The sequence below is a fragment of the Neorhizobium sp. P1_A6 genome (assembly GCF_056406795.1).
This window is the reverse complement of record NZ_JBFTZM010000001.1, coordinates 543,236-556,096: the sequence shown is the minus strand read 5'-3', so window position 1 is coordinate 556,096 and position 12,861 is coordinate 543,236. Positions and strand designations below refer to the sequence as shown.

Sequence of the window (12,861 nt, the reverse complement as noted above, 5' to 3'; positions counted from 1 at the left end):
TCAGGGGTTCTCGACGGCAAGGGGTGGCCGTCTTCGTTGTTTTGCGTACGGGTTATCAAATGCGTTTATCGGCTGTGCCAGCACTCCTCGTCACCTGCTTCGCCTTGGCGGGCTGCGCCTCGACATCCGGCCCGGAAGAGCTGGTGGCCGGCGTCGCGACGCAGGAGAAGACGGGCTCCGTCGACCTGCCCGCCGCCCCCGTTCCATCGGTCGGTGTCGGCAAGACCTCCCGGATCGGCGCACAGCAAACACCCCAGCGGCAGGCGCCGCCACAGCAGGATATCGCCTGGACCGGTCCGATGCCGGAGCCGCAAGCCTTCGTGCGGGAAACGACGGTCGGCATGCCGCTTCCCGCCGAGCGACCGGTCGCCATGCTGATGCCCGACAGCCCGGAGGCGGAACCCGCCCCTCGCCGCGGTCGCATGCAGATCTACAGCCGCCAGTTCCGCGATGCCAAGCCGATCAATTTCGGCAGAGTGTCGCCGAGAAGTTATGCCGTCCACGGCGTCGACGTGTCGCGCTGGCAGGGCGATATCGACTGGGCGAAGCTGAGGACGCAAGGGGCCAACTTCGCCTATATCAAGGCGACCGACGGCGGCGACCATCTCGATCCGATGTTCAAGACCAATTGGCGCGGGGCCAAGGAAGCCGGCATCAAGCGCGGCGCCTACCACTTCTTCTACTGGTGCCGCACCGCCGGCGAACAGGCCGACTGGTTCATTCGAAACGTGCCGCGCGATCCGGACGCACTGCCGCCGGTCATCGACGTCGAATGGAACGGCGAGTCGAACTGCAAGGCAAAACTTTCGCGCGCCCGGGTGCTCGACAAGATGCAGGTCTTCATGGACAAGCTGGAGCGCTATTACGGCCAGCGGCCGATCATCTACACGGCACCGGATTTCTACGAGGACAACCTGTCGGGCGAGCTTCTCAACTATCCCTTCTGGCTGCGTGCCGTCGCGCAGCATCCCTCCAAGGTCTATCCCGGCCGCAAATGGCTGTTCTGGCAATATTCCGGCTCCGGCCTGTCGCACGGCGTCGCCGGCAAGATCGACCTCAACGTCTTCCATGGCTCGGAAGAGCAGTGGCACAGCTGGATCGGGCCACGCACGACGCTGGCGCAGAACTGAGCACGACGGCAGGCGCCCCCCCTGAGCCCGGTTGACAGCTGTCAACTCATTGTTAACCACAACGGCCGAGCGCCCGTTCGAGGCTCCGGAATATCCTCGCATCCTCCGACTGCGCGACGTTGAAGCGCAGGAAACTTCCGGCATTATGGGAGAGGCTGAATGCGTTGCCCGGGGCGAGCACGATATTGTCGGCAAGGCAGGCGCGCGCCACATCCGCGGCCTCTATCCCGTTCGGAAGCCTGCACCAGAGAAACAGGCCTGCGCGCGGCTGAAGCCAGGGGGTGATGCCGAGCGTTGCCAGCCGGCCCGTCGTCGCGTCCATTGCCCGCGACAGCCGGACGCGCAGTTCTTCCAGATGTTTCCGGTAGCTGCCGTCGGTCAGCAGCAGCAAGACGAGCTCCGAGGACAACCGGCCCGCCGCGAAGCTGGTGGCGATCTTCAGGTCGACCAGACCTTCGATCCATTCCGGCCTGGCGGCGATGAAGCCGCAGCGCACCGAAGCCGACAGGGTTTTTGAAAAGCTGCCGATATGCACGACGCGGTCAAGGCCATCGAAGGCGGCAAGTCGCGGCGCCGGCTCGTGTTCCAGGTCGGCGAAGATATCATCCTCGATGATCGTCAGGCCGGCGCGGTCGGCGAGTTTCAGCAGCCGGTGCGCCACGACCGGCGAAAGCGTGGCGCCGGTCGGATTGTGGATTGCCGAATTGGTGATGTAGAGCCGCGGCTTGTGCTCCTCGATCGCGTTTCCGAAAGCCTCGACATCCGGCCCGGCCGGCGTCATCGGCACGCCGACGACTTTTGCGCGATGCGCACGCAGCAGGGCATGGAAATTGAAATAGCAGGGATCGTCGACCAGGACCGCATCGCCCGGCTCGATCAGGAAACGGCAGAGAAGGTCGATCGCCTGGGTGCCGGATTCAGTGAGGATGATCTGGTCCGGAGCGGCCGGTATGCCGTGTTCGCCCATTCGCCGGGAGAGGAGCTGCCGCAGCTGCGGCGAGCCAAGCGGCGTGCCGTAGTCCGACAGGACCCGGTCCTCGCTGCGCGACAGGCTGCGCAAAGCCCTCCGGATCGCCGCCTCCGGCATCCAGGAGGACGGCAGCCAGCCGCAGCCGGGCTTCAACAGGTCACCCTCCTCCAACGCCTGTCGTGATACCCAGAACGGATCGATCGCCCTGTCGAGCTTCGGGCCGATCTCGGAGAGCGACAGCGGCGCCAGCGGCGTCGACACGTAGAAACCCGATCCCGGTCTCGAGCGGATCAGTCCCTCGGCGGCCAGCCGCTCATAGGCCTCCACCACTGTCGAGGCGGAGACATGCATCGCCTTGGCGAAAGCCCGCACCGAGGGAAGCCGCGCGCCGGGCACCAGTCCGCGCCCGGCGATGCGACTGCGGATCTCCGCCATGACGGCGCCGATACGCTGGCCACCGCCCTTCTGATCCGCCCTTGCATCCACCGTACTGCTCCGCAAACCATAACAGTTTCTGGAAATTGTATCGCATTGTCTCTGGCGCCGCCATGGCTTCCGGCCGATAGCGGGAAAATACCCAAGGAATGTCTGCGAAGAACGTCCAAGGGAGACGTTCAAGGGCGATGCTTCGCCCAATACAGGAGACTTTCGATGAACAACACGACAAACGGCTGGATCAGCGGTTTCGTTGGCGTTCTGATCTTCAGCGGGTCGCTTCCCGCGACCCGCATTGCCGTTGCGGATTTCGATCCGCTGTTCCTGACCGTGGCCCGCGCCACGATCGCTGGGTTGCTCGCCATATGCCTGCTGCTCGCCTTTCGCGAAAGACGCCCGGCGCGCTCCGATCTCCTGCCGCTCGCCATCGTCTCGTTGGGCGTCGTCATCGGTTTCCCGCTGCTGACGGCGCTGGCGCTGAAACACATCACCTCGGCCCATTCCATCGTGTTCGTCGGCCTGCTGCCGCTGTCGACGGCGATCTTCGGGGTGCTCCGGGGCGGCGAGCGCCCGAAGGCCGTCTTCTGGTTGTTCTCCTGCCTCGGCAGCGCCATCGTCGCCGGTTTTGCGCTGTTTCAGGAAGAGGCTGCCTCCTCGGTCGGCGATCTCCTGATGCTCGGAGCGATCCTCGCCTGCGGGCTCGGTTATGCGGAAGGCGCCAGCCTGTCGCGCAAGCTCGGCGGCTGGCAGGTCATCTCCTGGGCGCTGGCGCTTTCCCTGCCTGTAATGCTGGCCCTGTCGATTGCCGTCATGCCGGTCTCCTTGCCCGATTTCGAGAGCACGTCCTGGTTCGGTCTTGCCTATGTGTCGCTGTTCAGCATGCTGATCGGCTTCATCTTCTGGTATCGCGGCCTGGCGCTCGGCGGCATTGCCGGAGTGAGCCAGCTACAGCTTCTGCAACCCTTTTTCGGCCTGGTCCTGGCCGCCGCACTCCTCGGCGAAAAGGTCAATCTCGGCATGTTCGCGGCGACGCTTGCGGTGGTTGCCTGCGTGGCGGGCGCCAAGAGATTTGCGCGTTAACTCGGCACAGCCTGGATTTCCCGGTTCACGAAATCGGGAACCAAAGGCGTATCGGGGCATTATCCGGCTGCAGAAGGAGGAAGCAAAGCATGACTTATGATCCCAATGACAGAAAGTTCGAGACCCGTGATCCGGACCTCCGGACCACTGAAGTCCGGAGCAGCACCTCTTCGTGGGTACCGTGGGTGGCGGTGATCGCCGTCATTCTGGTCGGCGCATTCGTATGGTCGCAGATGGGCGGTTCCTCGACCGACCAGCAGACCACGTCTTCGACCAACCCGCCGGTAACCGACAACTCCAAGTCGTCTCCCGCACCTGCTCCGATGACCCCGGCAGCCCCGCCGGCTAACAATGCCACCCCGGCAACTCCGCCGGCTGGCGGCGCAACGGGCGGCACCGGCACGCGGCCTTAAGCCTCCCGCCCGAGAGATTACCAAAGCCGCCCGCGTTCGAAGCGGGCGGCTTTTCTGTTGGTGCAATTAAAATTCGATCTCGCCCGGCACCGCCTGCGGCCACCGCTGCAGCGCCTGCCGCCCGGCCTCCGTCAGTCCGTAGACGCCCTTGTCGATCCGTTCGAACCAGCCGTAATAATTGGCGCGCAGGATCGCGCCGGCAGTGGATGCCGCTTGCTTCAGGTCGCGCGGGCGGAGCGGTCCGCCGCTCAGCGCCGAAGCGCAGGCGAGCGCCTGCTGGCGATAGGCGGTCATCACCGGCACCTTGGTGCTGCCGCCGACGGCCGGATCGCCTTTGCGCTTGCGATGTTCCCTGACGAGCCGCGTGCGCCGTTTCGGATTGGTGCGCGGCATCGGCGAGACCGAACTGACCAGCACGCTGACCTCGCCCTGATCCGAGACACCAAGCATGCCGATGCCCAGCCGGCGGCAGAGATCGCGATACCGCTTGTCCGCCTCCCGACCCCTACCCTTGGCGGAAACCCGCGCAGCGATCCACACCTCGTCCGAAACACCCGCCCGGTCGACCGCCTGCAGGATCAGTTCGAGATTGAAGGTGAGCTTCAGCTCGCAGATCACCACGACCGGCGGATCCGTCTCGCTCAACCCCACCAGATCGCAGCCGCCCACTTCCCCCTTCACCTCGTATCCGAAGCTTTCGAGAAAGGCTTTGACGGGGAGATAAAGCGAAGTTTCCATGCGGTCCGGCGGTGGTGAATCAGTCGGCGGACAGTATCATATCATTCCCACCTGAGCCGCATGCAGCCGGGTATAGGCACCGCGTTTGGCGATCAGGTCCTGGTGTGTGCCCTGTTCGAGGATGCCGTTGCCGTCGATGACGACGATGCGGTCGGCGCCCTGGATCGTGGCGAGGCGGTGGGCGATGATCAACGTGGTGCGGCCTTGCGAGAGTTCGCCAAGCGAACGCTGGATGGCGCGTTCCGTCTCCGTGTCGAGCGCCGAGGTCGCCTCGTCGAGGATCAGGATCGGCGGGTTTTTAAGGAACATGCGGGCGATCGCGACGCGCTGTTTCTGGCCGCCCGAGAGTTTCACGCCGCGCTCGCCGATCACCGTGTCGAGCCCCTGCGGCAGGCCGGCGAGCATCTCTTCCAGCCGTGCCTGCCGTGCCGCCTCGATGATATCCGCTTCGCTGGCGCCGAGGCGTCCATAAGCGATGTTCTCGCGGATCGTCCCGCCGAACAGGAAAACGTCCTGCTGGACGATGCCTATCTGCTGGCGCAGCGACACTTTCGTCATCGCGCGGATGTCCATGCCGTCGATGGTGATGCCGCCGCCGCCGATCTCGTAGAAACGCGGCAGCAGCGAGCAGATCGTCGTCTTGCCGGCGCCCGATGGCCCCACAAAGGCGATCGTCTCGCCGGCGCGGATCGAAAGATCGACGTTTTCGAGCACCGGCTTGTCCGGACTGTAGCCGAAGGAGACGTTCTGATAGGCGATCTCGCCCTTGAGGTGGTCGACGTCGACCGCATCGGGCGCATCGGCGATATCCGGCTCGGTATCGATCAGCTCGGTGAAACGGCGGAAACCGGCGATACCCTTCGGATAGGTCTCGATCACCGAATTGATCTTCTCGACCGGGCGGAAGAATACGCCGACCAGCAGCAGGAAGCCGATGAAGCCGCCGGCGGTCAGTTCGCCCGACAGCACGAAATAGGCGCCGGCGATCATCACCACCATCTGGGTCAACCGCATGCTCATATAGCTGAGCGAACTGCTCGCCGCCATCAGCTTGTAGGCGTCGAGCTTGACGCGCCGGTAATTCTGGTTGTCCTGTTCGAACAGTTTCCGTTCGTGTTGCTCGTTGGCGAAGGCCTGCACGACGCGGATGCCGCCGACATTCTCCTCGATGCGGGCGTTAAAATCACCCACACGCTGGAACAGCCGGCGGAAATTATGGGTCATGCGGCCGCCGAAATGGCTGGTGACCCAGGCGGTCAGCGGCACGACGACAGCGGTGATCATCGCCAGCTGCGGGTTGACCGAGAACATCAGCGCGAGAGCGCCTGCAAAGGTCATGATGGCGATGAACAGGTCTTCCGGCCCGTGATGGGCGACCTCGCCGATCTCTTCCAGGTCCTTGGTGAGGCGCCCGACGATATGGCCCGTCTTCTGGTTGTCGAAATAGCTGAACGAGAGCTTCTGCAGGTGATTGAAGGCGGCGCGGCGCATGTCCGTCTCGATATTGATGCCGAGCATGTGGCCCCAATAGGTAACGATCGCCATCAGGCCGGTATTGATCGCATAGATCACCAGCAGCGCCGCCGAGGCGAGCAGGATCAGCAGCCATTCCTGGCTGAGGAGAAGCCGGTCGACAAACAGCTTCACCGCCATCGGAAAGCCCAGTTCCAGCACGCCCGACACGATCGCGCAGCCGAAATCGAGGATGAAAAGGCCGCGATAGGGCCGGTAATATGAGAAAAAACGGCGAAGCATCGGACACTCTGAAATCGATAGATGAGCAACAGGGGCAAGTTTTTGAAACCCGCTTAGCCGGGTTCGCCGACGAGGTAAACTCCGCTCTCCTGATCGCCCGGACAATAGGTGCGGGATAGATATCAGGCGCGGCGGCTGCGCAACAGGGTGCGGGCGGAGGTATGCGGTTCGGCGAGCTGATCCGCCTCCAGCGAGGCGAACAGCCAGTCGATGAAGACCCGCACGATCGGCGCCGAGCGCATGGCCGGCCGGCAGGCGACATAAAAGGCGTCGTTGGCCGGAACGCTGAGGTCGAAAGGCACGACTAGTTCGCCGCGGGCGATCAGCTTGCTGGCGGTGATCGTATCGCCGAGCGCGATCCCCTGGCCATGCAGCGCCGCTTCCGTCGAAAACCGGGCGTCGCCCATGAAATATTGCTGCCGGCGCGGCAGGTCGACGGCGTCGGCAGCGGAAAGCCAGGTGTTCCACTCACGCCCGTCCGCATCGCCATGCAGTAGGACGTGGTCTTCCAGATCGCGCATCGAACGCAGCGGCCGGCTGTTGAGCAGGGTCGGGCTGGCGACCGGGAAAAGCTGCAGGTTGCTCCACAGCCGCGTCCAGGCGTCCGGCCAGTTGCCGTCGCCATAAAGGACGGCGACGTCGACATCCGAAGAATGCAGCACGGCCGGATCGTTGGAGGCGGCGAGCTTCAGCCTGACGCCCGGAAACTGCTCGGTGAAGGAATTGAGGCGCGGGACGATCCAGAAGGACAGCAGCGCCGGTACGCAGGTGATCGACAGCTCGCCCGATGTCGCCGGCCGCTTCATCTGCGCGGTCGCGGCGGCGATCTCGCCGAACGCCTGGCTGACGGCGGGCAGCAGCAGCGCGCCCTCCGAGGTGAGCTTCAGTCGCTTGGCGCCGCGTTCGAACAGCGAGACCTGCAGCGAGCTTTCCAGCGCCTTGATCTGATGGCTGACCGCGCCGTGGGTGACGTTGAGCTCGCGGGCCGCTGCAGAAACCGAGCCGCGGCGGGCCGTTGCCTCGAAGGCGCGAAGCGGGTTGAGGGGCGGCAGCCGGTTGGTCATTTCATTCCTCGGATTGAACCTAAGTGTGAGTTTTTCTCACACTGACTGCTAGAACAATCTCAATTGCTTTTCCACCCGCACCTGACGGATAATGATGAAAACAAGGGCGGCAAGCCCGGTGGAACAAAAATTAGGCTGCGCACAAGCGGCCCTGCAGACAGGCGAGGCGATCATGACATTCGACGCGAAGAAGCTCGGCGAATTGCGCGCAAAATACCTCGATAGCCGGGGTGGCGAGATTTTTGACCCGAAATTCAAAAAGGTCGGCGAGAAGATCTTCGACAAGGCCGGCACCCGCGTCGCGCCCTATGCGGGCATTCCCACGCTTCTCGATGCGCCCTACAGGCCGCTCGATGCGGAGAACCCGGATTTCGGCGACCTGCAGGTGGCGATGGTCGGCATGCCGATGGATCTCGGGGTCACCAACCGGCCGGGCTCGCGTTTCGGGCCGCGGGCGCTGCGCACGATAGAGCGTGTCGGACCCTACAACCACGTGATGGAATGCGCGCCGATCTATGAGCTTAACGTCGCCGATATCGGCGACGTCGCCTTCCGCAGCCGCTACCGGCTGGAGATGAGCCATGACGATATCGAAAAGCGGGTGGGCCAGATCGTCGATGCCGGCGTGCTGCCGCTCTCGGTCGGCGGCGACCATTCGATCACCCATCCGATCCTGAAGGCGGTCGGCAAAAAGGCGCCGGTTGGCATGATCCATATCGACGCCCATTGCGATACGAGCGGCTTTTTCGACGAGACCAAGTTCCACCACGGCGGCCCGTTCCGCAACGCGGTGCTCGACGGCGTGCTCGATCCGACCCGGACGATCCAGATCGGCATCCGGGGTGCGGCCGAATATCTCTGGGAGTTCTCCTACGAGTCCGGCATGACCGTCATCCACGCGGAGGAAGTGACCGGCATGGGGCTGCCCGCGATCATCGAGAAGGCCAAGACAATCGTCGGCGATGGCCCGACCTATCTCTCCTTCGATATCGACAGCCTCGACCCGAGCTTTGCGCCCGGCACCGGCACGCCGGAGATCGGCGGGCTCACCACCCGCGAAGTGCTGGAACTGGTCCGCGGTCTCAAGGGCATCAACATCGTCGGCGGCGATGTGGTCGAGGTGGCGCCGCAATATGACGCGACCAACAACACTGCCCATGCAGGCGCTCAGATATTGTTCGAAATTCTGAGCCTGATGGTCTTCAGCCCTTCCGTGAAGGGCCGCGCCTGACATAAACTGCAGACAACAAGGGAACTCGCCAGCCGGCAAAGCACCGGCAGGCCCAAAAAACAAAGGAGAACATCATGCGTGACATTCTGAACGCCAAACTCGGACGCCGCGGCGTGCTCGGTGCCGGTCTCGCCGGCGCCTCCATGCTGGCCATGCCCTCTGTCCTGCGCGCCCAGGACAAGTCGCTGAAGGTCGGCGTCTATGGCGGCTTCTTCAAGGATTCGTTCGACAAGAACATCTTCCCGGACTTCACCAAGGCGACCGGCATCGCGATTGAATCCGTCGCCGAGCCGACCGGCGAAGCCTGGCTGGTTCAGCTCGAACAGGCCGCCAAGGCGGGTGCGGCTCCGGCCGACGTTTCGATGATGTCGCAGGTCGCCATGCTGAAGGGCCAGACGACCAAGCTCTGGGCGCCGCTCGACGCCACTAAGCTGCCGAATTCCAAGAACCTCATCGACAACTTCGTCAACAAATATCCGGACGGCAAGATCGCCGGCATCGGCGCCGTTTCCTGGTACATCACGCTGGTGACCAATACGCAGGCCTACAAGGAAGCCCCGACCTCCTGGGCAGCCCTGTGGGACAAGGCGAATGCAGACAAGCTCGGCCTCTTGGCACTCGTCTCCAACTCCTTCCTGCTCGAAGTGACGGCAAAGACCTTCATGGGCGGCACCAAGGCGCTCGATACCGAGGAGGGCATCCTCAAGGCGCTCGAAAAGCTCGCGGAAGTGAAGCCGAACGTCCGCCTCTGGTATCGCGACGAGGCGCAGTTCGAACAGGCGCTGAAGTCGGGCGAAATCCCGATGGGCCAGTATTACCACGACGTCACAGGCCTGGCCGCCTCGCAAGGGAGCCCCGTCCGCTCGACCTTCCCGAAGGAAGGCGGCATCCAGGACAGCGGTTGCTGGGCGCTGTCGCGTGCCTCGAAGAAGACCGAGGAAGCGCATACCTTCATCAACTACATGTGCCAGCCGGCCATCCAGGCGACGCTGTCGCGGAAAGTCGGCACCTCGCCGACGGTCAAGCGCGACCTGCTCGACCTCACCGCCGCCGAATTCGCCTCTGTCTCCTCCGATATCGAGCCGATCATCCCGCGTTACGATCTCTACCAGACCAAGTCCGACTTCCTGAACCAGAAGTGGACGGAGATGATCGCAGGGTGATTTGAATCCGTATAAGGTCGAAGCCGGAAGCCCCCTCACCCGGCCTCCGCGTCGCTCGGCCACCCTCTCCCCAAGGGGAGAGGAAGGAAGAGCGACGGCGCGGCATGTCTCTTCTCCCCTTGGGGAGAAGGTGCCGGCAGGCGGATGAGGGGGTCCTTACTCTTCGTCAATTGGGAGAGTCTTAAACCACGGAGACCGAATGTCCGGATTGAACCTCAACCATGTGACGAAGCAGTTCGGCAACTTCACGGCCGTCAACGACGTGAGCCTGTCGGTTCCGGACGGCACGTTCGTCTGCCTGCTCGGGCCGTCCGGCTGCGGCAAGACCACGCTGATGCGGATGATCGCCGGCCTGGATCTTCCGACGCGCGGCTCGATCGAACTCGGCGGCGCCGACATCACCGCGGTACCCACCCACAAGCGCGATCTCGGCATGGTTTTCCAGTCGTTGGCGCTGTTTCCGCACCTGACGGTCGGTGACAACATCGCCTATTCGCTGCGCATCCGCGGCGTGGCCAAGGACGTCCAGAAGAAACGCGTCGACGAACTGCTGGCGATGATCCATTTGCCGGGCTTCGCGGATCGTTCCGTCGCAAAACTTTCCGGCGGCCAGAGGCAGCGCGTGGCGATCGCCCGGGCCTTGGCGATCTCCCCAAAACTCTTCCTGCTCGACGAACCGCTGTCGGCGCTCGACGCAAAACTGCGCGAGGCGATGCAGGTGGAGCTGCGCCAGCTGCAGCAGCGGCTCGGCATCACCACCATCGTCGTCACCCACGACCAGCGCGAGGCGATGACCATGGCCGATACGGTCGTCGTCATGAACGGCGGCGAGATCCGCCAGGCGGCCGCCCCGGTCGATATCTACCGCCGCCCGGCCGACAGTTTCGTCGCCGACTTCATCGGCCAGACCAACCTCCTGCCCCTGGAAGCCGACAGCGCCGGACGCGCCAGCGTGCTCGGCGAATTGGTTGAGGGCATCGCGCTCCCCGCAGGCGCTGCAAAAGGCATGCTGTCGGTGCGGCCGGAAGACGTGCAGCTCACCGCCCCCGGCTTTGGCGCGATTGCCGGCACCGTCACCTTCATCCGCGATCTCGGCGGCGCCATCGAAACCTTCGTGGAGGCGAGCGGCACCCAGGTGATCGCGGTGTCTTCGCCGCGCAACCGGCCGGACGTCTCGGTCGGCCAGAGCGTCGGCATAAGGCTCGATCCCGCCACCAGCGTGGTGCTCGCCCGATGAGACGCGAACCGCCGCAGCGTCTTGCCGACTACGGGCCGCTCTTTTTCCCGGCGGGCATGCTGATCGTATTCTTCGTGGTGCCGTTCGCCACGATGATCGCGGTGTCCGTCTTTCAGCGTGAACAAGGCGGTTTCTATACGCCCGCCTTCGTATTCGACAACTACGCCCGTTTCCTCAGCCTGTTCTTCGGCAAGGTTCTCGGCTTTTCGCTGTTCCTGGCGATCGCCGTCGCGGCGGCCTGCGTCGTGATCGGCATTCCCTTCACCTATCTCCTCTCCCGCTCGCCTCGAAAAATCCAGATCGTCTGGCTGGTGGCGCTGCTCTCCATCCTGTCGCTGTCGGAAGTGATGATCGGCTTTGCCTGGTCGACGCTGTTTTCGCGCACCGCCGGCATCACCAACCTGTTCGTCTGGCTGGGGCTGATGGCCCAAGCCCAGGCACTGACCCCGAGTTTCGGAGCGGTCATGACCGCCATGACCTACCAGGCCTTCCCCTATACGGTCCTGGTCCTCTATCCGGCGCTTGTGCGCCTCGATCCGACGCTCACCGAAGCGGCGCGCACGCTTGGCGCCTCGCCGGTCAAGGCCTTCTTCACCGTCGTGGTGCCGGCGCTGCGCAACACCATTCTGGCAACGCTGATCATGGTCTTCATCTTCGCACTCGGCTCCTACCTGCTGCCGCAGCTGCTCGGAAGGCCGCAGCACTGGACGCTGTCGGTGCTGATCACTGACCAGGCGATCTACCAGTCGAACATGCCGTTTGCCGCCGCCATGGCCGTTTTCCTCGTGCTCGTGTCGCTGGCGCTGGTGGGCCTTGCGCTTTACGCCGGAAAGCAGAGGGAGGCGAAATGACCGCGCTGCGCCGCCTTTTCTTCTTCGTCGTCGGCCTGTTCCTGGCCCTGCCGCTGATCGTCGTCGCCGGCGTCTCGATCAATGCCCGCCAGACGCTCGCCTTTCCGCCGCAGGGCTTTTCGCTCTCCTGGTATGGCCAGATCTTCACCAATCCCGAATGGCGCAATGCGCTGATCGCCTCGCTGACGCTTGCCGCCTCGTCGGCGCTTCTGGCCCTGCTAATCGCGCTGCCGCTCGCCTGGTTCCTGTGGCGGCGGGTGGCCCCCTGGGCCAACATCTTCCAGCTTCTCGGCGTTGCGCCCTTCACCCTGCCGCCGGTCATTACCGCGCTGGGCCTGCTCACCTTCTGGGCGACCACCGGTTTCTATGGCCAGGCCTGGACGGCGGTGATCAGCCACGGCATCTTTTTCGTCACCCTGCCGCTGGTGACCCTGTCGCTCGGCTTTTCGGCGATCGACCGTTCGCTGGTGGAAGCGGCCGCCACCATGGGCGCCGACGACCGCAAGATTTTCCGTACCGTCGTGCTGCCACTGATCCTGCCCTATCTCGTCTCCGGCTACGCCTTCGCCTTCGTTCTGTCGCTCAACGAATATATCGTCGCCTACATGACCGTCGGCTTCACCATGGAAACCCTGCCGATCAAGATCTTCAACGCGCTGCGCTACGGTTATACGCCGACCATGGCTGCCGTGACGGTGCTGTTCCTGGTCATCGCGGCAGTCGTCTTCGGTCTGGTCGCCCGCTTCGGCGACCTGCCGAAACTGCTCGGCGCCATGTCGGACGAGCGCTAAAGG

The 12,861-nt window shown here is 63.9% G+C and carries 12 protein-coding genes; 8 read left to right on the top strand and 4 right to left on the bottom strand.

Annotated features, from left to right (window positions below):
• The first annotated feature begins 59 nt into the window (after positions 1–59).
• On the top strand, positions 60–1,130 hold the full coding sequence (locus AC1D3C_RS02565; protein WP_151046571.1) for a glycoside hydrolase family 25 protein: 1,071 nt from the start codon (positions 60–62) through the stop codon (positions 1,128–1,130).
• A gap of 52 nt (positions 1,131–1,182) precedes the next feature.
• On the opposite strand, the gene AC1D3C_RS02560 is transcribed toward AC1D3C_RS02565, so the two are convergent.
• Positions 1,183–2,535, bottom strand: coding sequence for an aminotransferase-like domain-containing protein (locus AC1D3C_RS02560; protein WP_477481991.1), 1,353 nt, complete (start codon positions 2,533–2,535; stop codon positions 1,183–1,185).
• 216 nt (positions 2,536–2,751) lie between these two features.
• Here AC1D3C_RS02560 and AC1D3C_RS02555 point away from each other — a divergent pair, with 216 nt between their 5' ends.
• Positions 2,752–3,615 carry a DMT family transporter gene (locus AC1D3C_RS02555; RefSeq protein WP_477481761.1) on the top strand — a complete coding sequence of 288 codons (864 nt, stop codon included), beginning with the start codon at positions 2,752–2,754 and terminating at the stop codon, positions 3,613–3,615.
• An 89-nt stretch (positions 3,616–3,704) separates the two neighbouring features.
• Positions 3,705–4,028: a hypothetical protein gene (locus AC1D3C_RS02550; protein ID WP_040124099.1), complete on the top strand. Its 324-nt coding sequence runs from the start codon at positions 3,705–3,707 to the stop codon at positions 4,026–4,028.
• Positions 4,029–4,094: 66 nt separating this feature from the next.
• Here the strand turns inward: AC1D3C_RS02550 and AC1D3C_RS02545 are convergent, their stop codons facing one another.
• From AC1D3C_RS02545 to gcvA, 3 genes are all read right to left on the bottom strand, one after another.
• Positions 4,095–4,766 (bottom strand): DUF2161 domain-containing phosphodiesterase, encoded by a 672-nt coding sequence (locus tag AC1D3C_RS02545; protein ID WP_040124097.1) that lies wholly within the window; start codon positions 4,764–4,766, stop codon positions 4,095–4,097.
• Between the two features lie 36 nt (positions 4,767–4,802).
• Positions 4,803–6,521: an ABC transporter ATP-binding protein gene (locus tag AC1D3C_RS02540; protein ID WP_040124096.1), complete on the bottom strand. Its 1,719-nt coding sequence runs from the start codon at positions 6,519–6,521 to the stop codon at positions 4,803–4,805.
• Between the two features lie 122 nt (positions 6,522–6,643).
• The gene (gene gcvA, locus AC1D3C_RS02535) at positions 6,644–7,585 is read right to left on the bottom strand and encodes a transcriptional regulator GcvA (RefSeq protein ID WP_040124095.1); all 942 of its coding nucleotides are present in this window, start codon (positions 7,583–7,585) and stop codon (positions 6,644–6,646) included.
• Positions 7,586–7,757: 172 nt separating this feature from the next.
• Here gcvA and speB point away from each other — a divergent pair, with 172 nt between their 5' ends.
• The 5 genes from speB (at position 7,758) to AC1D3C_RS02510 (ending at position 12,858) form a co-directional block, all read left to right on the top strand.
• Positions 7,758–8,816, top strand: coding sequence for an agmatinase (speB, locus tag AC1D3C_RS02530; protein WP_040125682.1), 1,059 nt, complete (start codon positions 7,758–7,760; stop codon positions 8,814–8,816).
• 74 nt (positions 8,817–8,890) lie between these two features.
• Positions 8,891–9,979 (top strand): ABC transporter substrate-binding protein, encoded by a 1,089-nt coding sequence (locus AC1D3C_RS02525; protein WP_477481760.1) that lies wholly within the window; start codon positions 8,891–8,893, stop codon positions 9,977–9,979.
• 199 nt (positions 9,980–10,178) lie between these two features.
• Positions 10,179–11,216 (top strand): ABC transporter ATP-binding protein, encoded by a 1,038-nt coding sequence (locus AC1D3C_RS02520; RefSeq protein WP_477481759.1) that lies wholly within the window; start codon positions 10,179–10,181, stop codon positions 11,214–11,216.
• Positions 11,213–12,067 (top strand): ABC transporter permease, encoded by an 855-nt coding sequence (locus AC1D3C_RS02515; protein ID WP_477481758.1) that lies wholly within the window; start codon positions 11,213–11,215, stop codon positions 12,065–12,067. The genes AC1D3C_RS02520 and AC1D3C_RS02515 overlap by 4 nt, the downstream gene beginning before the upstream one ends.
• On the top strand, positions 12,064–12,858 hold the full coding sequence (locus tag AC1D3C_RS02510; protein ID WP_477481757.1) for an ABC transporter permease: 795 nt from the start codon (positions 12,064–12,066) through the stop codon (positions 12,856–12,858). The genes AC1D3C_RS02515 and AC1D3C_RS02510 overlap by 4 nt, the downstream gene beginning before the upstream one ends.
• Positions 12,859–12,861: the final 3 nt, after the last annotated feature.